The sequence below is a fragment of the Roseivirga sp. genome (genome assembly GCF_034669765.1).
In the GTDB taxonomy this organism is placed as follows: domain Bacteria; phylum Bacteroidota; class Bacteroidia; order Cytophagales; family Cyclobacteriaceae; genus Roseivirga.
On record NZ_JAXMOQ010000001.1, the window covers coordinates 672,921 to 694,476 of the forward strand.

A 21,556-nucleotide genomic window follows, 5' to 3' on the forward strand; every position below is an offset into this window, starting at 1 on the left:
ATCGCTATGAGAAAGCTTTTGATCCTTATTCAGAACCTTAGCCTTGACGTTACGGCAGGCGCAATAATTTGTAGCTTGTACGTGGCTAAATTGCTTGGCGTTAGGCTTGAAAGCTCGATGCTCATTGGCTTGGGCGTGGCCATCTGGCTGATTTATACTATTGATCATCTTTTTGACGCAAAAAAGGGGAGCGGAAGTTCAACTAACCAACGCCATGCTTTTCATCATAAATACTTTAAACAAATAACTTACACTGCGCTGGGCATTTTCATTGTTGGGGTAGTTAATCTGTATTACTTGCCTTGGGTTACTACAAAATTAGGCTTGATTCTGGCGCTTTTGGTTTTGATTTACATTGGCTCATTGCACTTACTTAAGCTTAATAAGACCTGGCATAAGGAATTTTTGGCAGCCATAATCTACAGCTTTGGAGTTTTCGTAGCACCGCTAAGTTTATTAGCGCACTTGGATCCATTTGTATTTTATATTTTCATGGTCTTTTTTCTCATTGTACTTTCTAATCTCCTTGTATTTCCTGTGTTCGAACATGAGAGTGATAGAAGCAATAATATTCAATCCATAGTAACGATTTATGGTAACGTGTTTGTCAGAAAACTAACCATTGTTATTCTTGTCTTTAATGTATTGCTTATTGTTGGCGGCATAGTTTACCTGAACCCTGTTATGACAGGTGCGCGTTGGTTAAGCTCAGAGTATATTTTGTTTGTGATGACGCTAGTTTTGGCCATGCTTTTAATTTTTCCCAGCTTTTTCCAACGCAATGATCGTTACAGACTTGCGGGAGACGGCATCTTCTTTTTCCCTTTGATCTATATTCTATTGTGAAGAATAATTTCAACCTCATCGCCCCAGTGTATGACGGCTTGGCTAAAGTTGTATTTGGAAAAAAGCTAAAGCAGATTCAAATTCAATTTCTACCCTTGATTCCTGAGAACGCCAGTGTTTTAATCATGGGCGGAGGCACGGGATGGATTATCAACGAACTGTTTAACACAGGCTTTAAAGGAAAGCTGACTTATGTGGAAGCTTCGGAGAAGATGATTTCACTGTCTAGAAGAAATAGTGCCTTTAATGACTCCATTGATTTTATTCATGGAGAGGAGAATGCTATTCCGATTGATCATAAATATGATGTGATTATCACCAATTTTTTTCTTGATGTCTTTTCGGAACCACGATTAGATCAAGTTATGTCTACGCTTTCTGGAAAACTCCACAATGGAGGTATGTGGATCTGTTCAGACTTTTATGATACAAAAAAAACCAGACATCGTTTTTTACTGTGGCTTATGTTTTCCTTTTTTAGAATTACTGCAAAGCTAGAGTCAGAATCATTGATCAACTTTGATCCTAAGTTCAAAAAAAGAGGCCATTCAAGAAGTGAAAATTTCACGTTAATGAATGGCCTAATATTCTCTTCAGTATATACTAGCGAACAATAACCTTAAAGGTTTTTCGCTTTTGAGTTACCTTATCCGTGATAACGACCATATGGAGGCCTTTATTTAAGTCTGTGGTTTCTAATTTTATATTTCCACTTTCTGGCTGAAGTATTACAGATTGACTATAGATGAGTACACCAGCGCCTGAAATTATCTGTACAAGGACTTCGTTCTCTGCGTCAACGTTATACTTTAAGGTGATCAACTCACCATGGTTTACTGGGTTAGGGAATACATTGAAGCTTTGAGACGTGCTCGTTTTTTCAATAAGTACTCTTTTAATTTCAGAAACGGAAGAGGTTCCGTTAAAGTCGGTTTGTCTTAGGCGATAGAAGTTATTTCCCGATTTAGGTGCCTTGTCTACAAAGAAGTAATTATTGATATCTTCACTATTGCCAGCTCCCACTAGTGTATGAATGCTTTGAAAGTCTTCCATATTTGAACCTCTTTCAATGGTATAATATGCATTGTTGTATTCGGCTGCGGTGCTCCAATCCAATCTAACGTAATCCTCATTGGTTTTTTTCGCATCGAATGATAATAGGGTAATAGGCAATGAAGTGGCTTGTAAGGAGCCTAAAGTGAAGTATTGCTTATCATTTAGGTTGACTGCAAAGGTCACCTTTTTGTTGGTTGCATCAATTGATGTTGGAGATACTAAAGTTACTCCTGAAGTAAAATCACCATCACTATCAAGCATTAATCTCACTTGGTTCAAGTTGTTTGTACCTATGCCAGTAGGGCCGGTAACTGCGGCTAAATCAAAGGTTAAACTCACAGTTCCTACAGTCCCTGTTTCTTGAACATACCATTCTCTGAACAATCTACCGCTCACTTGAGAGGAGTTGTATTCAGTGTTTCCGTCTGCCTTTGTGCCTTCTTTTGCTGCATTATTATTTCCCCAAATCAGGAATGAGTTATCCGCAGAGAAAGAACCAGCCATTTCCATGGTCACCATGGCATCATTATTTTCACTTTTTGATTTCCATTGCTGAAAACATGAGGCATCATCACGACCAATTCCAGCAATATCATTATTGTAAACAGATTGTTCTGACCAATCCCAAGTAATCGTTCCAGCAGAAGATAAATAATCCTCATAAGCTGTACCTCCAGCATTTCTTGTGATTCCGTATTTGATCGCCAAATATGATTCTACCTTTTGTTTTTCGTTCTCCGTTAGGTCATCAGAGAATACTAATACTTCAGCAATTCTACCACTGAATTGCGATGCCACATTAGCATCATCATGGTTTCCAATACCGAATGAGCCTGGACCGGTTAATGAAGTGTTGGTAGAGACTGAAGACCCCACATTGAGCGAATTAATGTAAAGTTGAATGGCACCTGCACTTGTAGATTTTATTCTTGTAGCGGTTGCAATAAATGGTTCAAAGTTATTATACACTGGCCCAGAAGTACTTCGGATATTCAGCGTTGCATTAGCCGAAGCATTTACGTGTACTCTCCCTTCAGAAATTCCGAGCCCATAATCATTATTACCCCCAGAATCACCACCTCCGATAATAGCTGGCGCATCTTCAAAATTAGTTGTAGACCCACCCGCTTGACCTGTTTCAAAAACAGCAATCAATGTGAAGTCTTCGGAAACATTATTACCCCCAGAGGTTTTCATGAACGAAGCATTGGTTGAGTTAGGATCGTTAAAACTAATTGCTGGATTAAAATTAATCTGATTGGTTTGATACTTAGGTTCCACGGGTACACCACCACCTAAATTGGCTTCTGAGGCGTTTCTACCAATTGTACTCTGATCTGCCCATGTGTTTAAGTCAGTATTATTGGTTGTGCTTCCTGTGCCAGCATCTGCTTTTAACCATAAAGCCAAATCCGTTTTTATACCACCAGGGCCACAAGTTTCACGCGCTGTACCTAGGGTAAAGTAATTGCCATTTGCAAAATTAACGTTATTAAAGGTGATCACATTTCCATTGAATGTTCCTCCTGAGATAGTTGAACCACTGGCCATTGTTGCACTAGAAGATACAATCAATTGGAAGTTTGCAGGGTTTGATGAATATCCTAATCCTGTAAGGTCGAAGGAAACAGAGGTATTTCCAATAGTACCTGATTTGGCAACTCTCCATTTTCTCGTCATTCGTTGGGTTACGTTACCCGGTAAATCACTTGCACTCGCTCCTGACTGTAATGCACTACCTGCGTCTCTACCCCATACTAAGAACGAATTGTCTACTGAGAAACTATTAGGGTTCGAAACGTTGTCTGTATAAATCCCACCATTCCCAATGGTTACAATGGAACCCGAATTCGCACTTTTAGATTGTTTTTGTTGTAAGCAAGAGCCATCGTCTCTGCCTATTCCAGCAATATCTTTATTATAAGTTGAGTTAGTCGTGGCATTCCAAATCACACTACTCGCAGAGTTCACATAGTTTTGAGCCGAATTCTGACTTAGTGTAATTCCGTATTTAATGGCTAAGTAAGACTGTATTCTCGCATGTTCTGCATCAGACGGACGTGCTGAAAATGAAATTACTTCAGCAATTTGGCCATCAAAGTTATCGTTAGTGAAGGTGTTGGCATCTAAGTTTCCACCAATACGATAAGCTACATTGGTAGAAGTAAGTAAGTTACCATCACTCAAGTTTACTTGGTTGCGACCATTCACAAAAATCTCGGTACTGTTATTTGCTGCATTGTTTTTCACCCCAAACATCATGGTGGTATTATTGGCAATTGTGCCATAAGCGGCTTGTGATGTCGCTCTCCTATAACGTGTACCTGATCCTCCAATAGCATGAGTAATGATTTCGTCATTAAAAGCTCCTGTTACACTTCCAAAAGCTAAGCTACCAAACTGATTTGTAGCAGCCCCTGGTACAGTAAATTCCATTATGCTTTCTTGAGCCGAAGCAGAAGTATAGTCAAGGTCTGTATTAATAACCATGTAGTAGGCAGCAGAATTGAAACCAGCTGTACCTGACATTTCTTCAGTATTGCTATCATCAAAATTAAGGGCAGGGTTAAAGTTGATAGAATTGCTCTCGTAGTTTGGTTCATCACCCGAAGCAGCCGAAGCGCTGTTGCTACCTGCTTGGTCGGCCCATGTACTTACATTGCTTCCATTTGTAGTAGAGCTTGGCCCAACATCAGCCTTGAGCCATAAGGTTAGGTTTGTACTCACATCGCCAGGAGCACAATCAATAAAGGCCGTACCGATAGTGAAATATTCTCCATTGGCTAGATTTACATTGCTAAATGTGAGTGTACTTCCTGCTAAAACACCGCCTGTAATCACCGTGGCAGAAGAAAAATCACCATCTGAGCTATTTCCTGCCACAAGCAAACTGTAGTCAGAGGCTACAGGACTGCCTGAAACGCTTAATTTAGAAATATCAAATGCTATCGAGTTGTTTCCCGTTTCACCTGTTTCGCCAGCGCGCCAAACTCTTTTTACGCGTTTAGAAATCAATGGAGGAACGTCTGCAGTTTCTGTATCCGTTACAGCGGTTCCATCATTACCCCAAATCAACCACGAATCGTTTGAAGAAAAACTTCCCCCATGGTTGATTGTTACCACGGAATTGTTGTTTTCACTCCTTGATTTTTGTTGCTCAAAAGCTGAGTTATCATCTCTTCCTATTCCGGCAATGTCCTTATTGTACTCTAAAAATCCTCCAATTGAGGCTGCTGAGGTTGTGTTAAAAATTACCGATCCAGCAGAGTTTGTATAATTGATTGGAGTTGATTGATCGAGCGTAATGCCATATTTGATCGCCAAATAGCTTTCAATCTTATTGCGCTGTGTAAGTGGAAAGGCACTAGGTTCGTTACAATAGATAAGTTCTGAGATTTCTCCGTAAAATGAGTTTCCACTGTTGTTTGAGCCATCATCAAACTTTATATTACCATCAGATCCACCAAACTGAATTCCTCCAGTGTGCCGATAGAGTATACCAACGTTTCCGAATGAGCCGAAACTTTGGCCGTTGAGATACGCGGTGATTGTACCAGTCCCTGATGAATTTCCATTTTCCTCTAATGTCACAATGTATTCAGTATTGGTGCTTACTGCAGCACTTACTGAAGTGACATTTCCACTGTTATTCCAGGGTGAACCAGGCCCGTCATTTGGAGTGTTCCATGCTGTAAGGTGGAGGTTACCGTTACGGATATAAATATTTATACCTCGTGAATTTCCTCCTTGTTTGTACAGTACCTGCCTTGTATTGATGTCACTTGCGCTTGTGCGAAATGCTAGGTTAATTCCCTTTTTGGTGTAAGACGTGGCCGTATTGAAAGCGTCATTATTTGAAATATCTAGGCTATTGTTTCCGTTTCCAAAATCAGCCGTTGGGTTAAAATTGATATTGCTTGAAGTATTTCTATACACCACCGTTCCAGTATTTGAGGTGGCGTCATTATTACCTATCCACTGGTCTTGCCAGTCGGTTATGGTGCTACCATCTGTGGCAGTAGTGACTCCTACATTGGCTTTTAACCAAGTCGATAAGGCGGCTTTATAACCTCCAGGTCCAACAGCAGGGGAAAGACAATTGTCGGATGAAACAGCAGCGGCTACTCCAGCGACTAAGTCAAGGCCGGAAACAGATGAAAGGGTGGTGGTCGGAAAAGTACTAATGTCTGTTAAATCAATTCCAGGATTTGATTCATTTGTGTCGGAAGCGAAAATCGAATAGCCATAAACAACCTGATTGGCTGAAATACCCAACTCAGTGAAAGAAACGGCAACACCTTTAATGGCTTGAGCCGCTTGGCCAGCTATAGTACCAATATTGAGTAATGGTAAAGGGTTTTGACCTACCACCTGTCTTCTTAAGATCAAATAATTATTGAAGGTTTGTCCCGCTCCGGTCCAATCAGAGGCTTCGATAAGTACGGTTGATGAATATCCATTTGGGTCTCCATTACTGTCTAAAGAAGTAATGGCTGCCACACGAATGTTATCATTACCTCCTCTTTCTAAAATAGGGAAAACAGCATTGTCGGGTTCACAAGTTGCAACGCCCGTATACCAAATAATATCTACTCGTTCAATTTGAGCCTGTATAGCATCTCCAGCCAAATCGTCTTGGTTTACTAAAATATTATCATAGCCCGCATTAATATTTCCGATTTGATAAATAAGGTCGGCATCAGACACGGCCCTTGGGTCTAAATCCAATTGATTCGGAGTAGTGCCCGTATTGATTTGGTTTAGGGTATACCAAATGTTTACGAATTTACTTCCATCGGTTCGCCTTATGGCCAAAGTGTCGGGAGCCAAAAAATTACTGTAAGTATTACCGCCTACAACATAGCTAGATACTGAAATGTCATTTCCTGTGCCGTTACGCACTGTATAAATAGTAGAGCCACTGTTGTTAATATTATTACTAGCGTCTGCGGGAGCTGTTTGATTATATTGGGAATCTGGAGCTGCTGTGGAGCTTACATTAATGGTAGTAATTGGAGACTGGGCAAAGAGTAATTGGTTTGAGCATACGATCAAACATAAAACAAGAAATCTCTTGACCAGTTTTAGTATTAACACGACACGTTTGGTTATATATAGCACAAATAAACTCTCACTATCCCTATTAAATCTATTAGGCTGAGCCCCTAGTCATTCAATTAATGTAGGAAAAACGATGCCAAGAATTTATTTCTTGCTTACGTTGCAAAAATGAGGTTTTTTTTATTATAAAACAGTAATTTTTTTGAGCAGGTTGTTTTTTTTTGAAACGGGATTCCCAAGTTGGGATATTAGGTGTTGTGGCCGTCTTTAAACATTTCAGACGAATTCATTTTTTTTAGGTTGATGAACTAGTGTACCTTTATATCGTATTAAGGATTAATGTCGATTTCTACAATAGCAAGCCGCTTTTCTGTTTTCAAATACCTAAAAATGATAAGGGGTCTAAACCTCGTGATAGTAGCGTTAACGCAATACTTTACAGCTATTTTTTTGCTTAGAGAAGGGCTTGCTTGGGAGCTGTTAAATGATGAAAAATTCTTTTTACTCGTGCTATCCACAGTTATTATTACCAGTGCGGGCTATCTCATTAATGATTATTACGATGTTAAAATAGATTATGTGAACAGACCCGACCGTGTTATTGTAGGTAAAACCTTAAAAAGAAGACGGATTATTATTGCCCACACTGTTTTGAACTTTACGGGCATAGGTATTGGGTTCTATATATCTCCAATTATTGGTATCATTAATTTTGTAGCAGCTTTTCTGCTTTGGCTTTATTCCAATCAATTAAAGAGGCTCCCCTTCATAGGGAATTTTACAATTGCCATCCTCACTGGAGTCACTTTGTTTTTAGTTGGGCAATATTTTCAAGAGCGAGAATATTTGATTTTATGTTATGCGATCTTTGCGGGTTTTATAACGCTCATCAGAGAGATTATTAAAGACATGGAAGACCTCAAAGGCGATGAAAGGTTTGGCTGTAAAACCCTCCCAATCGTTTTTGGAATTGCCAAAACGAAGAAGATCATTTACGGAATCATTTTAGCCTTTTGTGCAGTGGTTTTTTTATTGATGAGTACCGTGAACATTGTTTTTCCTATCACCCTTTCAGTTGTTATGATTTTCCTCATCTTTGAGCTCTTAAAGGCTGATAAGATCAAGGACTACGGTAAACTCAGCACATTTTGTAAAGTTATTATGCTGATTGGCGTGATCAGTATGGTTTGGATATGAACAAAAAACGGATAGCAGTTTTTGCCTCTGGCAGTGGGACCAATGCCCAAAAGATTTTTGAATACTTTAAGGTGCACCAAGAAGTGGAAGTTGTGTTGCTTTTATGCAACAAACAAACCGCTGGAGTTTTAGAGAGGGCTAGAAACTTTAGTATTCCCACCTTTACCTTTTCTCGACATGAGTTTTATGAAACCCAATTGGTATTAAATGCGCTACGCGAGCATCAAGCTGATGTACTTGTGTTGGCAGGTTTTATGTGGTTGGTTCCCGAATACTTGGTCGAGGCTTTTCCAAATAAGATTGTAAATATTCATCCGGCCTTGTTGCCAAAATTTGGAGGTAAGGGAATGTATGGTATGCATGTGCATGAAGCGGTAAAGGCAGCTGGAGAAATGGAGACTGGTATTACCATTCACTTGGTGAATCAACATTATGATGAGGGAGATATTCTAGCTCAATTTTCATGTAATCTTTCAGTAAATGACTCTCCTGAGGAAATTGCTAGGAAGGTTCAAGTGCTGGAACATGAAAATTATGCAAAAGTGATTGAGAATCTAGTTCTTAATAAGTTCTAAAATGCCTAGTTTTGCGACTTAATTAAAAGCCAACCTAGATGTCGCAGGTTAAGATCCAATCCGCATTAATTTCTGTTTTTCATAAAGACAACTTAGCTCCAATCGTAAAGAAATTAGGCGCTTTAGGTGTTCAAATTTACTCAACAGGGGGTACTCAAACGTTTATAGAAGAACTGGGAGTGCCAGTAACTGCTGTTGAAGACCTTACTAGCTACCCGTCAATTTTTGGTGGCCGAGTAAAAACCCTTCACCCAAAGGTATTTGGTGGAATTTTGCACAGGAGAGATAATAGCGGAGATTTAGAACAAGCGAATGAATTTGAAATCCCTTCTATTGATTTGGTGATCGTGGATTTGTATCCATTCGAAGCTACCGTGGCATCAGGTGCGCCAGAGCAAGACATTATTGAGAAGATCGATATTGGTGGAATCTCATTGATTAGGGCGGCCGCTAAGAATTTCAAAGATGTGGTAATTGTTTCTACAAGAGACCAATACCCTACTTTAGAAAAACTACTTGAAGACAAAAATGGCAGCACAGATCTAACCGATAGAAAAGCCTTTGCTGCCCAAGCCTTTGATGTGTCGTCTCATTATGACTCAGCAATTTTCAATTACTTCAATAAAGACGAAACGCTTGAAAGATTTAAAGTGAGCCAAGCTGAAGGTCAAACGTTACGCTACGGAGAAAATCCGCATCAAAAAGGTCAGTTCTTTGGCCCGCTTGATGAGCTTTTTGAGAAGCTGAATGGCAAAGAGCTTTCTTATAATAACTTGGTAGACGTGGATGCTGCCGTAAGTTTGATCGAAGAGTTTTCGAACGATGAAAAGGCTTTCGCTATTTTAAAACATACCAACGCTTGTGGCGTTGCCATTGGCGATACTGTAAAAGAGGCTTACTTAAAAGCTTTCGCAGCTGACACGGTAAGTGCTTTTGGCGGTGTACTAGTATGTAACCAGCCGATTGACATAGCAACAGCTGAAGAATTGAATTCGCTTTTCTTTGAAGTGTTGATTGCTCCAGCTTTCGATGCCGATGCTTTGAACTTATTGAAAGGCAAGAAAAACAGAATCTTGTTGGTGAAGAAACAAGCTTTAAGTACTAAGAAGCAGTTCAAAAGTTTATTGAATGGTGTTATTGTTCAGGATAGAGATTTGGTAACGGATCAAATTTCTGGCTTTAAGCAAGTGACAAAGAAAGCCACGACTGATGCTGATAATTTAGCGCTGGCTTTTGCGAGCAAAATTTGTAAACACACCAAATCGAACACAATTATTCTAGCCAAAGAAGGCCAAATGCTTTCTAGCGGTGTAGGTCAAACCTCAAGGGTAGATGCTTTGAAGCAAGCCATTGAAAAAGCCAAAGCTTTTGGCTTCGATTTAAATGGGGCTGTAATGGCTTCGGATGCTTTCTTCCCCTTCCCTGATTGTGTAGAAATCGCAAAGGGTGAAGGAATTGTTGCAGTGATCCAACCTGGAGGCTCAATTAAAGATGACCTTTCAATTGAATTTTGTGACAATAACAGTATGGCGATGGTGTTTACGGGCACTCGTCATTTTAAACATTAAAAGAATTTTTCAACCCCTAGATAATTGCGAGTAATTCGTAACTTTCAAGGATATAAAATATAGGAGACAAGACTTGATATGGGCTTTTTCGACTTTCTGACAAGTGACATTGCAATTGACTTGGGTACAGCAAATACCCTGATCATACATAAAGATAAAATCGTTGTAGACGAACCGTCTATTATTGCTATTGATAGAAACACCAATAAGGTGTTGGCCATTGGTAGAGACGCAATGAACATGCATGAAAAAACGCATGAAAATATAAAAACCATTCGCCCTTTGAAGGACGGTGTAATTGCCGATTTCGAGGCAGCCGAGTTGATGATCAAAGGGATGATCAAAATGATTGACTTAAAGCGAAGAAGCTTTATGCCGTCATCGCACCGAATGGTGATTTGTATCCCTTCTGGAATTACAGAAGTAGAAAAAAGAGCGGTTCGAGATTCGGCCGAACATGCAAATGCCAAAGAGGTGTACATGATTTACGAACCAATCGCTGCGGCTATTGGAACAGGAATTAAGATTGACGAGCCGATGGGCTCAATGATTGTAGATATTGGGGGTGGTACAACAGAGATTGCAGTAATCGCCCTATCTGGAATTGTTTGCGACCAATCTATTAGAGTAGCTGGAGATACCTTTACCAAGGATATTCTGGACTACATGAGAAGACAACACAACCTTTTGATTGGAGAGCGATCTGCAGAAAAAGTAAAAATTGCCATTGGATCAGCGTTGACAGAATTGGACGATGCACCAGACGATTACGAAATCCGTGGCCGTGATTTAATGACGGGTATTCCGAAGGTGATTAAAATTTCATATTCTGAAATTGCTTTCGCATTAGATAAATCAGTTTCTAAAATTGAAGAGGCTGTGCTGAAAGCCCTTGAAATTTCACCGCCAGAGCTTTCTGCCGACATTTATGATCGTGGAATTCACCTTACTGGTGGTGGTGCAATGCTGAAAGGTTTGGATAGACGTTTGGCTTTGAAAACCAAACTCCCAATCCACATTGCAGATGATCCGTTAAGGGCGGTAGTGCGTGGAACAGGTGAAGCCTTGAAAAACATTGATCGATATAGAGCGGTGTTAATGACTTGATAATGAATGGGGCAGTTATTCTCTTTTCTTTATAAGTACCGAGCCTTTTTTACATTTCTGACTCTGGAACTGCTGTGCATTTGGATGATTGTTCGAAACAACAATTACCAAAGGGTGGTATACTTCAGTGCGGCTTCTGGTTTTGTTGGAAACATCAATGAAAGGACGAATAATATCAGCGACTATTTCAGCCTGAAAAAAGTGAACAGCGACTTAGCCGAGGAAAACGCTATGTTGAGGACACTGCTTCTAAGAACTACGGGAACTCCGATAGACTCTCTTAAAGCTTTTAATATTGACACCGATACTACTGACGCTGTTCAGTATAGGTTAATTGCAGCCGAAATAGTAGATAATTCTATACGTCTAAGCCATAACTTCTTTAAGATAAACAAAGGAAGCAAAGATGGAATAAAGACTGGTATGGGTGTGATTAGCCAGAAAGGTGTGGTTGGTAAAATTAGAACAGTTTCCGAAAACTATTCTAGCGGTATTTCGCTACTCAACTCCAGAAATCAAGTTTCGGCTAAACTTAAAAACTCCAACAGAACGGCTACTATCCAGTGGGATGGTGATGGCCGTAACCCTAGGATAGCAAAACTCCTTTACATTACTAGAGAAGATGATGTCAATGTTGGAGACACCGTTGTGACTTCTAGCTTTAATGCAGTTTACCCTAAAGACATCATGATTGGAACGGTGGCCAGTGTTAAACCGGACCAAAATCAGCGTGACTTGGAAATTGAAGTAGCCTTAAGTGTTGACTTTGGAACCTTGGCTTATGTATATGTTATTGAGAATATATATAAGGAGGAGGAAGATTCAATTTCTCTCAACAACCCTATCGATTTTAATGAGTAGAAACCTGATCATATTGACTTTTACAGCAATAGTGTTGATGCTCTTTCAAGTGCTGATCCTAAAATACTTTGTGCTTTTTGGTATTGGTTTTTGTTTTCTTTACCTCATGTTTTTGCTTTTTCTACCTTTAGAAATAGGTTTTGCTTCGGCCATGGTCATTGGCTTAATCGCTGGCCTAATAGTAGATTTATTTTACAACACACTCGGCATCCATGCCTTTGCATGCGTTCTCATCATGTTCCTTCGTCCTTATTGGATGAAATGGAGCAAACCACGAAGTGGTTACGAAATCAATGACTTACCCATGATTACCAATTATGGGCTTAGCTGGTTCGTAATCTATGCGCTACCGCTCATTTTTATTCACAGCCTCACCGTATTCTTAATTGAATCAGGAGGAAATCAGTTAATGGGCTTATCAGTTCTTAAGTCTGTTGTTACAACCCTCATTTCACTGGTTTTTATGATCGCTATTCAGTATCTTTTTTACTCTAAGGCGAAGCGGTAATGTGGGACAACAGAAAGTATATAATACAGGGCTCTTTTATTTTGATCGGATTAGTGTTTCTGATCAAGCTGTTTGCCATTCAAGTATTAGATAAAGATTATAGAACCAAGGCAGAGCGAAACATCATTCAGCCTATTGTCCAATATCCTTTCCGCGGCCTCATTTACGATAGAAACAATGAGCTAATTGTTTATAACGAACCAGTGTATGACCTAATGGTCGTTCCAAAAGATGTTACTATTGCTGATACCACCGAATTTTGCGAGTTATTGGGAATTGAAAAAGAGGTTTTTCTAGAGAACATGAAAACCGCTAAGGCTTACTCAAGGGTAAAGCCTTCAGTGTTTCTCAAGAAAATATCACATGAGGAATACGGCCAGATTCAAGATTTGCTGTATAAATTTAGCGGATTTTTTGTAAACCCAAGAACAGTAAGGGGCTATACCAGTCCAATTTTGGCCAACGAACTTGGCTATACGGGTGAAATTAGCAGACGCCAATTGGACAGAGACACCTCTGGATATTATAGATCAGGCGATAACATTGGTATTACAGGCCTAGAAGAACAATACGAAAGATTGCTAAGTGGCAAAAGAGGAGTAAGCTATAAACAAGTGAACGTAAGAGGAATTGAGAAGGGCTCTTTTAAAGATGGCGCACTTGATACCGTTTCTGTACCAGGAACCAACTTGATTTCCACTTTCGATCTAGAATTACAGACTTACGCAGAGAAGTTACTGGCGGGCAAAACAGGAAGTATTGTTGCTATTGACCCATCTACGGGTGAAATATTGGTAATGGCTACCGCCCCTACTTATGAGCCAAAGATGTTATCGGGTAGGGAGTTTGGGAAGAACTATGGAAAAATTGCTTTAGACAGCTCAAAGCTTTTATTCAACAGGGCGCATATGGCCACTTATCCTGCGGGATCTGTGTTTAAAACGGTACAAGCACTAATCGCTTTAGATGAGGGTGTAATTAAGGCCGATGAACAGATTTTCGTCAATTTAAATGGAATTGGAGATCATGCGCCAGCAGGCTACTATGATGTAGCCAAAGGAATTGAAAAGTCTTCGAATAACTACTTTCTTGAAGTAATGCGGAGGATTGTAAATCAGAGAGTAAACCCTACCAATACATTTATAGATACGAGCATAGGTATGGCCAAATGGGAAGAAGCCGTAAAGAAATTTGGTTTTGGTGCGCCTCTTGGAATTGATATTCCGGGTGAATCTTCTGGCTTGGTACCTGGAGTAGCTTATTACGATAGACTTTACGGTCAGAACCGATGGGCTTATAGCACCATTCAATCCATATCTATTGGCCAAGGAGAAATATTAGTAACACCTCTGCAAGTAGCGAACCTGGCCGCTATTATTGCCAACAGGGGCTATTACATTCAGCCACATTTGGTAAAAGGCTTTGAGAAGGACGGCACTGTAACTTTAAAGGAATTTGAGAAGAACTACACAGGAAAGGGCACCGATTACTACCCTGCCATTATTGAAGGCATGAAGCGTTCTGCTCAAGGCACTTTTCGGGCGCCAATTAAAGATATTACGATTGCCAGTAAAACAGGAACAGCTGAAAATGGTGCTAAGGATGAGACCTTAGACCACTCCGTATTTATGGCTTTTGCCCCAGTGGAGAATCCAAAAATTGCCATTTCGGTTTATATAGAAAATGCAGGTTGGGGTGGAAGAGCTGCCGCTACTACGGCCAGTTTAATCATGGAAATGTATCTTAAAGGGTATATTGAAAAGGATTGGAGAAATAGAGAAGAGTATGTACTCAAAGGCGACTTCTTAGACGAGGAACAGAAGAAGGAAATTGAGAGAAAGAAACTCGAAAGGGCTAGAAAAAATGCCTTATTGCAGAATTGAGAAGAAGAGACTCCATATTAAAAAACCTGGATTGGCCCATCGTTTTCCTATACATCATTCTTGTGGTGATGGGCTGGTTCAATATTTTCGCATCAGTTTACGATCCCGAAACTGCCTTTAATATTTTCGATATAAGTCTAAATTCTGGCCGACAACTTTTATTCATTGGTGGTTCGGTAATACTCATTGTTGTTATCCTCTTGCTGGATTTTCGTATTTACGAATCTTTTGCACCTTATCTCTATTTACTATTTATACTCTTGCTGATGGGGGTTTTAGTCTTTGGGGCTAAAATTAACGGAGCAAGGGCTTGGTTCGACTTGGGGATTTTTCGCTTACAGCCTTCAGAGTTCACCAAATTGGCCACGGGCCTTTTGCTAGCCAGGTATGTTTCTAATAATAATGTTAAGCTCACAGAATTCAAGCATCAGCTGATAGCACTGTTTATCATTTTCTTGCCGGTCGGATTCATTATGCTCCAACCAGATTTGGGTTCTTCCTTGATCTTCTTTGCTTTTGTTCTTCCCCTTTTTAGGGAAGGCTTGCCAGCCATTTACTTGATTGTGGCAGGAGCTTTTGCAATAGTTGGTGTGCTTACGCTCTTACTTCCCCTTAAGATTATCATAATCATTGCACTCATTGTGGGTATCATTTGGGTGGTGGTTACATCTCGGTCCGTTTCCAATATTGTGATTACCTCGCTGTTGATTCTTCTGAGTGTTGGTTTTTCATATGGCTTCGGTTATGCTTTTGAAAACTTGGTGCCGAAATACCAAAAGGATAGAATCCTTGTCATCTTCGATTCCAATTCAGTAGACCCATTAGGGGCGGGGTATAACTTAAACCAATCCAAAATTGCGATTGGCTCTGGCGGCTTCTCTGGCAAAGGGTTTTTAGAGGGAACACAAACTAAATACGGCTATGTACCAGAACAAAGTACCGACTTTATTTTTAGCACCTTGGCCGAAGAGCACGGTTGGCTAGGAAGCTTCGTGGTGATTGCTTTGTTCGTTTTTCTGATGATTAGAATCACAGTAATTGCCGAAAGGCAGAAGTTTAAGTTTGCACGCTTCTATGGTTATGCCGTTGCGGCAATTATCTTCTTTCACTTTACCATTAATATCGCCATGACCATTGGCTTATTTCCTGTGGTAGGCATTCCGCTGCCTTTCTTTAGCTACGGGGGCTCATCCCTTTGGTCATTCACCATTATGCTCTTTGTGCTCCTAAAAATGGATATGCACAGAACTCAGGTGCTTTCGAGGTGATTCGTATACTGTTATCAGGGTTTGCAGATCGCCTTAAAACTTACTCACATCAATATTAAATAGCTTGGCAGCATTTTTCCAGAGAATAAGTTCCTTCTTTTCTTGAGGCAAATCCAATTGATCCATAAACTTTAGGTAGGATTTCATATTGCAAATGGGCCAATCGGTGCCATAAAGTAAGTACTGAGGATCACCAGCATAGAGGATCATTTCTTCGATTTGAGCTTTCATGTATTTCTCGAACTTCTCTGAGAAATCACCCAAAACTAGGCCAGAAATATCCGCATGTACATTCTTGTTCTTATAAACTACTTCCATGCAGTCCTTAATCCAGGGATTACCTACATGGCAGATTACGATCTTCATTTCTGGATTGTCCACGGCCACTTCATCAATATGAATGGGGTGCGAATAACGAATTCTTCCTTTGGGAGAATAGGTATCACCCGAATGAAACATGACTGGAATATTGTATTCAGTTGCCAAATCGTAAAAAACTTGAAGTCGATTATCATAAGGATAAAACGGCTCATACCCCGGGTAAAACTTTAGTCCCTTGATCAGTCCGGCATTGATATAATCACTGATTTCTCTCAAATCTCTTTCCTTGTAATTAAGAAAGCTTACTCCTGCAACCACACCAAGATTTTTCCGACCTTCAATAGCCTCTACTACCTTTTTAATACCAGGGCGATGTTCATTCACTAAATAAGAAGTAAGGACAAGCGAATAATCCACCTTGTTTTCATCCATGGTGTCAGAAAGCTTGTCGAGACAGTCTTCAAGCGACACTACTCGCTCTTCATGGTAATTATTAAGGTGGGTGTGGACGTCTATGATCATGTTATTTTTGAATAAGAGGGTTGTTTTCTAATATAAGAACTCTTGGATGATATAACAGAAACCGCACATTGATTTAAAAAGAAACTACCGATCAAGAACTCAATTGTCTAATAGTCTTTCGTTAGCAAAGCATTTAAAAATCCCTTAGCTTTCTTTTATGAAAGTACTGTTTATCCAAGTGGGAGGAACCATTGATAAGGACTATCCAAAGCTGAATAAGGGCTATGCCTTCGAGATTGGCGAACCTGCCATTTCGCGAATCCTAGAGCGGAATCTTCTCGGTTTCGAATATGAAATTGTAAGCCTGATGAAAAAGGACAGCCTTGATATGACGGACCAAGACAGAAGCGAAATTCGGGACTATTGTCTAAAGTCAGACTGCTCAAAAATTGTCATCACACACGGGTCGGATACGCTGGTAGAAACCGCCAAAGTCATAGGTCAGATTAAAGGAAAAACCATTGTACTCACCGCAGCGTATAGGCCTGAAAGATTTTCGAACTCCGATGCAGATTTTAATGTTGGCGTGGCGGTAGGCGCTCTCAATAATATATTAGAGGGCACGTTTATTGCCATGAATGGGCTGCAGATTCACCCTGACCAATGTTATAAAAACGAAAAAACGGGAAGGTTTGAACAGGTCTAGTACTATATTTAAAACCTAGAATTTATACAGATGAAAAAATATACCATATGGGCGATACTCTTGTTCGCATCGCTTCAAGGCTTTGCCCAACAAGGGCTTTTACAATCACCTCCAAAAAATTGGTTCAACCTAGACCCAGTTGAAAACAAAGTGAATGGGGTAAGTGCCGAAAAGGCCTATGAGTTATTAAAAGGAAAAACTTCTCAAAAAGTAATCGTTGCGGTAATCGACTCAGGAATTGATATCGAGCACGAAGACCTTAAAGATGTGATTTGGACCAACCCGGGAGAAATTCCAAATAACGGTATTGATGATGACAACAATGGCTATATAGACGATGTACATGGCTGGAATTTCATTGGCGGAAAAGACGGCAGAAATGTTGGAAAGGACAGTTATGAAGTGACCAGGTACTATAAAATTCTAAGCAAAAAGTACGAAGGCAAAGAGCTCAAAGACATTGATAAAAAGGACAAGGAAGAGTTTATTACTTGGCAAAAGGTAAAAGGCCAATTCGAAGAAGCCTACGGAAAAGCACAAATGGAATTTGAGCAATACGGAAGTTTGGCGCGCCAGATTGAGCGCTTCAATAAACTGTTTGAAGCTTATATGGATGTGGAAGAAGTGACGGTTGCAACATTATCCGAAATAGATTCGCCTGATGCAGTAATCGATCTAGGCAAAAACTACATGACTCAGATCTTACAATCCGTTGGTGAAGAAGTATCTCTGGATAGCGTATTGGTATTGATCAATATGGATTTGGCTGAATTGGAGGCCAATGCTAAGTACTCTTATAGTTTAGAATATGATGCAAGGGAAATTGTGGGCGATGACCCGAATAACCTTGCTGAAAAAGGCTATGGAAACAACGATGTGATTGGCAAAGGAACGGATAACTTTCATGGAACTCACGTGGCAGGAATTATTGCTGCTTCCCGAGGAAACGGCATTGGAACAGATGGTGTGGCCAACAATGTCAGCATTATGGCGGTGAGGGTTGTTCCTGATGGTGATGAGCGTGATAAAGATGTAGCCAATGGCATTCGCTATGCGGTGGATAATGGTGCAAAAATCATTAATATGAGCTTTGGAAAGGCTTATTCTCCCAACCTTCAGTATGTATATGATGCCATTGAGTACGCCAATTCAAAAGGTGTTTTGTTGATACATGCAGCAGGAAATAGTGGCGAAGACATTGACGAGGCCAACAATTACCCAAATGATAAATTTGGCAAGAATGGCGATTGGGCCAACTGGATTGAAGTAGGAGCTTCCTCTTGGGGAGCTGAAGATCAGTATGTAGGCGATTTCAGTAATTATGGAGATAAAACCGTTGATTTATTTGCCCCAGGTGTGGCCATTTATTCAACCGCTCCAGGAAATTCTTATCAGGATGCACAAGGCACGAGTATGGCATCGCCTGTTACGGCTGGAGTAGCTGCAATGTTACTGTCTTATTTTCCAGATTTGAACGCTGAACAGCTTAAAGATATTCTGATGAAGTCTGTTCGTAAGCTAGATGGCATTAAAGTAACCAAACCCGGAACATTCGATCAAGAAGTAAACTTCTCAAAGCTGTCAAAATCAGGAGGGATCATTAATGCTTATGAGGCGGTAAAAATGGCTGAGTCTATGACTTTAGGTAAGAAGAGATAATATTACTGTCTCGCCCTAAACACAAAAGGCCTCTTGAAATTAATTCAAGAGGTCTTTTGTGTTATCCTCTGTTTTAGTTTTTTTTCTCAAGAACCAATTTTCTATGCAGAAAGAACGAGGTTATGAAACCAACACCTAGCATTAAGAAGATTGTGAAAAAGTATGCTCCTGGTTGGTTATTTGATCGATAGCCGTTGAAATTAGGGTCTGGATCAATCATACTGATCAGAAGGTTCTCTAGTAAGTAACCCAAACCAATTCCTAGTGATAAGCAGATAAGCAACGAACCAAGAATGATTGTGAAGAACAAATTTCTCTTTTTCGGCTCTGTTTGAAAAAGGCTCGCATCTGCTCCTTTTTCTATTAACATTCCACGTTCTCTATGTCGTGTGAGTAAATGGAAAAATATCAAACCGGCTATGCTAAGGATGGCTATGATAAAAAATATTCCAACTATTTCATTCATGATTTCTGTGTTTAAATTTTCAATACTTGCTCTTATAGATGCGCTTTCTGAAATTTAGGTTACACCCTGTTACAAAGTTTAATTTTTAACTTGGTATGAAACTGAATCACTCAATCTTGATGTAACCTAAAACTCCACCTTGTAGTCAAACATAAAAAATGAAACCTCATAATGAACGATATGCAATGGAGCTGATCATCGCTAAAGTAAAAAATGGTGATGTTGCGGCTTTCAATGTGTTGGTTGATGAACACAAGGCCATGGCTTTTACGCTGGCTTTGCGTTTGTTAAAGTCGAGGGAAGATGCGGAGGAGGTAACGCAAGATTCATTTCTAAAAGCCTATAAAAATATTGGTCAGTTTAAGGAGGAAGCTAAATTTTCCACTTGGCTGTATACCATTGTGTACAATACCGCTTTAACATCTTTGCGGAAGAAAAAACTAAAGACTACAGAAATTGAAGACCTATCTTCCGAAAACTTGCTTCAGCTGAGTGAGCCAGATGCAGAATGGAGAAGACTTCAAAAGGAAGAGCGATCAGGCTATATTCAATTGGCTTTGACACAGCTTTCAAATGATGACCAAGTGGCGATTACTTTGTTTTATCTCAATGAAAATTCGCTTCAGGAAATTTGTGAGATTACGAACTGGGAGCTTTCAAATGTTAAAGTTAGATTGCACAGGGCCAGAAAAAGATTACTTATTGCTTTAGAGCATTTGTTGGACAATGAGGTGAGAGAATTATTATGAAAGAGTTCGATCTATCAGATAAGGAGTTAAAAGAATTACTACAAATGGAGGGTTTGGAAGAACCTTCTATGGGATTTAACCGTGCCTTGCTTGAAAAAGTAGAGCGGTACGAAAAAACGAAAATCCGACCTGTTTACATTCCAAAATGGCTCAAGGTAACCTACTTCTCTGTCATTATTGTAGCAATAGGCTTTCTTTTACTCACCAAAAAGAACCTTGATTTAGAGGGGCTTGGTTTATCGAAAGTCACGGAGCTCTTTACTTTTAATATCGACCTGTCTTTGCTTTTGCTCGGATTACTGAGCGTGATTGTAGTTTGGATGGCTTTTCTCTTGAACCGATATTTTAAACACCAAGAACTGGAAAGGGCGGTTAAAAAAGGTTAAATACCGATTTTAGCGTAGGGTTATCTACCAATCAAACGTTACTTTGTAACGTGTTCAAAACCATCACCATCGTATGTATGCTTTTCTTATGCTTTTGCCTTAGCGCACAGCAGCAAGAAAACTATGTATTGAAGGGGCAATTGGTTGAAAAAACTACGCTGATGCCAGTGCAATTTGCAACGGTTTTAGTGGTGAATAGAAAACAAGGTGTAGCGACTGATAATGAGGGGAGGTTTGAATTTCCTGTTCAGCTCAACGATAGCATAAAGATTACCTCAATTGGTTACGAGCCTGTAACCTTTACCATCACAGCTTATTTAATGGATACTCATCCTGATGGATTATTTATTCAGCTTGAAGAAGGAACCTATCTGCTCGATTCGGTAGTGGTAACCGCTTTCGCTAAAGATTTTTACCTCAATCGTCCCGAACGTGTACCCATGGATCTAGGCTTTGTAGACCCCAATGCACCCAAAACTGATTGGTCGAAACCACAGCTGGAGACCTTGGAACAAGGTGGTGTTGGTGTTTCAGGTTTACTCAATTTCTTAGATCGAAAATTTATGGAGAAGAGGAAATTGAATGTGCTTTTAGCCGCTCAGGAAAAGGAAAAAACACAGAAAGAAGCCGTTGAGGCTAAATTCAATAAGGAATTTGTGAAATTCGTTACGCGTATAGATGACCGCGTGATTGATGAGTTTATGGAATTCTGCAATTTTTACGATATTGAAGTCCTTCGTGCCTCAGAATACCAACTGGCACAAAAAGTACTGAACAGGTACGATGCTTTTTTGAAACGGTAGACCACTATTTTTTTTTAAAAAAGAATTATCGATAACTTATGTGTGTGTAATTTAAAAATGCTTAGGGCTTGTTA

At 39.9% G+C, this 21,556-nt stretch carries 18 protein-coding genes; 15 read left to right on the forward strand and 3 right to left on the reverse strand.

Annotated features, from left to right (window positions below; genetic code table 11):
• Positions 1 to 6: 6 nt before the first annotated feature.
• Positions 7 to 846: a UbiA family prenyltransferase gene (locus VOI17_RS02845; protein WP_323755718.1), complete on the forward strand. Its 840-nt coding sequence runs from the start codon at positions 7 to 9 to the stop codon at positions 844 to 846.
• Complete coding sequence (locus VOI17_RS02850) at positions 843 to 1,463, forward strand: class I SAM-dependent methyltransferase (protein ID WP_323755719.1); 621 nt, start codon at positions 843 to 845, stop codon at positions 1,461 to 1,463. Before VOI17_RS02845 ends, VOI17_RS02850 begins: the two co-directional genes overlap by 4 nt.
• On the opposite strand, the gene VOI17_RS02855 is transcribed toward VOI17_RS02850, so the two are convergent.
• Positions 1,450 to 6,999: a hypothetical protein gene (locus VOI17_RS02855; RefSeq protein ID WP_323755720.1), complete on the reverse strand. Its 5,550-nt coding sequence runs from the start codon at positions 6,997 to 6,999 to the stop codon at positions 1,450 to 1,452. The genes VOI17_RS02850 and VOI17_RS02855 overlap by 14 nt on opposite strands.
• A 354-nt stretch (positions 7,000 to 7,353) precedes the next feature.
• Between VOI17_RS02855 and VOI17_RS02860 the strand changes: the two genes are divergently transcribed.
• From VOI17_RS02860 to rodA, 8 genes are all read left to right on the forward strand, one after another.
• A complete protein-coding gene (locus VOI17_RS02860; RefSeq protein ID WP_323755721.1) occupies positions 7,354 to 8,160 on the forward strand; it encodes a geranylgeranylglycerol-phosphate geranylgeranyltransferase in 807 nt (268 codons plus the stop codon).
• Positions 8,157 to 8,735: a phosphoribosylglycinamide formyltransferase gene (locus VOI17_RS02865; protein ID WP_323755722.1), complete on the forward strand. Its 579-nt coding sequence runs from the start codon at positions 8,157 to 8,159 to the stop codon at positions 8,733 to 8,735. Before VOI17_RS02860 ends, VOI17_RS02865 begins: the two co-directional genes overlap by 4 nt.
• Before the next feature lie 38 nt (positions 8,736 to 8,773).
• Positions 8,774 to 10,303, forward strand: a complete 1,530-nt coding sequence (gene purH, locus VOI17_RS02870) for a bifunctional phosphoribosylaminoimidazolecarboxamide formyltransferase/IMP cyclohydrolase (RefSeq protein ID WP_323755723.1) — start codon at positions 8,774 to 8,776, stop codon at positions 10,301 to 10,303.
• Positions 10,304 to 10,381: 78 nt separating this feature from the next.
• Positions 10,382 to 11,410 (forward strand): rod shape-determining protein, encoded by a 1,029-nt coding sequence (locus VOI17_RS02875; RefSeq protein WP_068411272.1) that lies wholly within the window; start codon positions 10,382 to 10,384, stop codon positions 11,408 to 11,410.
• A gap of 6 nt (positions 11,411 to 11,416) precedes the next feature.
• Positions 11,417 to 12,271, forward strand: a complete 855-nt coding sequence (gene mreC / locus VOI17_RS02880; protein WP_323755724.1) for a rod shape-determining protein MreC — start codon at positions 11,417 to 11,419, stop codon at positions 12,269 to 12,271.
• The gene (gene mreD, locus VOI17_RS02885) at positions 12,264 to 12,779 is read left to right on the forward strand and encodes a rod shape-determining protein MreD (RefSeq protein ID WP_323755725.1); all 516 of its coding nucleotides are present in this window, start codon (positions 12,264 to 12,266) and stop codon (positions 12,777 to 12,779) included. The genes mreC and mreD overlap by 8 nt, the downstream gene beginning before the upstream one ends.
• The gene (locus tag VOI17_RS02890) at positions 12,779 to 14,662 is read left to right on the forward strand and encodes a penicillin-binding transpeptidase domain-containing protein (protein ID WP_323755726.1); all 1,884 of its coding nucleotides are present in this window, start codon (positions 12,779 to 12,781) and stop codon (positions 14,660 to 14,662) included. The genes mreD and VOI17_RS02890 overlap by 1 nt, the downstream gene beginning before the upstream one ends.
• Complete coding sequence (gene rodA / locus VOI17_RS02895; protein ID WP_323755727.1) at positions 14,659 to 15,930, forward strand: rod shape-determining protein RodA; 1,272 nt, start codon at positions 14,659 to 14,661, stop codon at positions 15,928 to 15,930. Before VOI17_RS02890 ends, rodA begins: the two co-directional genes overlap by 4 nt.
• 33 nt (positions 15,931 to 15,963) lie before the next feature.
• Here rodA and VOI17_RS02900 read toward each other — a convergent pair whose 3' ends face one another.
• A complete protein-coding gene (locus VOI17_RS02900; protein WP_323755728.1) occupies positions 15,964 to 16,773 on the reverse strand; it encodes an amidohydrolase family protein in 810 nt (269 codons plus the stop codon).
• Positions 16,774 to 16,930: 157 nt separating this feature from the next.
• Here VOI17_RS02900 and VOI17_RS02905 point away from each other — a divergent pair, with 157 nt between their 5' ends.
• Both VOI17_RS02905 and VOI17_RS02910 read left to right on the forward strand, forming a co-directional pair.
• Positions 16,931 to 17,419 carry an asparaginase domain-containing protein gene (locus VOI17_RS02905; RefSeq protein WP_323755729.1) on the forward strand — a complete coding sequence of 163 codons (489 nt, stop codon included), beginning with the start codon at positions 16,931 to 16,933 and terminating at the stop codon, positions 17,417 to 17,419.
• A 30-nt stretch (positions 17,420 to 17,449) separates the two neighbouring features.
• Positions 17,450 to 19,078, forward strand: a complete 1,629-nt coding sequence (locus VOI17_RS02910) for a S8 family peptidase (RefSeq protein ID WP_323755730.1) — start codon at positions 17,450 to 17,452, stop codon at positions 19,076 to 19,078.
• A 73-nt stretch (positions 19,079 to 19,151) separates the two neighbouring features.
• Here the strand turns inward: VOI17_RS02910 and VOI17_RS02915 are convergent, their stop codons facing one another.
• Entirely contained in the window at positions 19,152 to 19,544 is a 393-nt protein-coding gene (locus VOI17_RS02915) for a DUF6249 domain-containing protein (protein ID WP_323755731.1), read from the reverse strand.
• Positions 19,545 to 19,702: 158 nt separating this feature from the next.
• On the opposite strand from VOI17_RS02915, the gene VOI17_RS02920 reads away from it, so the two are divergent.
• Genes VOI17_RS02920 through VOI17_RS02930 form a run of 3 tightly spaced genes read left to right on the forward strand, consistent with a single transcriptional unit; the run spans position 19,703 to position 21,482 of the window.
• A complete protein-coding gene (locus VOI17_RS02920; protein ID WP_323755732.1) occupies positions 19,703 to 20,293 on the forward strand; it encodes an RNA polymerase sigma factor in 591 nt (196 codons plus the stop codon).
• Positions 20,290 to 20,679: a hypothetical protein gene (locus tag VOI17_RS02925; protein ID WP_323755733.1), complete on the forward strand. Its 390-nt coding sequence runs from the start codon at positions 20,290 to 20,292 to the stop codon at positions 20,677 to 20,679. Before VOI17_RS02920 ends, VOI17_RS02925 begins: the two co-directional genes overlap by 4 nt.
• Before the next feature lie 50 nt (positions 20,680 to 20,729).
• Positions 20,730 to 21,482 carry a carboxypeptidase-like regulatory domain-containing protein gene (locus VOI17_RS02930; protein WP_323755734.1) on the forward strand — a complete coding sequence of 251 codons (753 nt, stop codon included), beginning with the start codon at positions 20,730 to 20,732 and terminating at the stop codon, positions 21,480 to 21,482.
• The last annotated feature ends 74 nt before the right edge of the window (positions 21,483 to 21,556 follow it).

Bases quoted from the DNA above. Each gene is read 5' to 3' on its own strand.
- VOI17_RS02845 (WP_323755718.1), top strand. From the start codon at position 7: ATGAGAAAGCTTTTGATCCTTATTCAGAACCTTAGCCTTGACGTTACG.
- VOI17_RS02860 (WP_323755721.1), top strand. From the start codon at position 7,354: ATGATAAGGGGTCTAAACCTCGTGATAGTAGCGTTAACGCAATACTTT.
- VOI17_RS02865 (WP_323755722.1), top strand. From the start codon at position 8,157: ATGAACAAAAAACGGATAGCAGTTTTTGCCTCTGGCAGTGGGACCAAT.
- purH (WP_323755723.1), top strand. From the start codon at position 8,774: ATGTCGCAGGTTAAGATCCAATCCGCATTAATTTCTGTTTTTCATAAA.
- VOI17_RS02875 (WP_068411272.1), top strand. From the start codon at position 10,382: ATGGGCTTTTTCGACTTTCTGACAAGTGACATTGCAATTGACTTGGGT.
- mreC (WP_323755724.1), top strand. From the start codon at position 11,417: ATGGGGCAGTTATTCTCTTTTCTTTATAAGTACCGAGCCTTTTTTACA.
- mreD (WP_323755725.1), top strand. From the start codon at position 12,264: ATGAGTAGAAACCTGATCATATTGACTTTTACAGCAATAGTGTTGATG.
- VOI17_RS02890 (WP_323755726.1), top strand. From the start codon at position 12,779: ATGTGGGACAACAGAAAGTATATAATACAGGGCTCTTTTATTTTGATC.
- VOI17_RS02900 (WP_323755728.1), bottom strand. From the start codon at position 16,773: ATGATCATAGACGTCCACACCCACCTTAATAATTACCATGAAGAGCGA.
- VOI17_RS02905 (WP_323755729.1), top strand. From the start codon at position 16,931: ATGAAAGTACTGTTTATCCAAGTGGGAGGAACCATTGATAAGGACTAT.
- VOI17_RS02910 (WP_323755730.1), top strand. From the start codon at position 17,450: ATGAAAAAATATACCATATGGGCGATACTCTTGTTCGCATCGCTTCAA.
- VOI17_RS02915 (WP_323755731.1), bottom strand. From the start codon at position 19,544: ATGAATGAAATAGTTGGAATATTTTTTATCATAGCCATCCTTAGCATA.
- VOI17_RS02920 (WP_323755732.1), top strand. From the start codon at position 19,703: ATGAAACCTCATAATGAACGATATGCAATGGAGCTGATCATCGCTAAA.
- VOI17_RS02925 (WP_323755733.1), top strand. From the start codon at position 20,290: ATGAAAGAGTTCGATCTATCAGATAAGGAGTTAAAAGAATTACTACAA.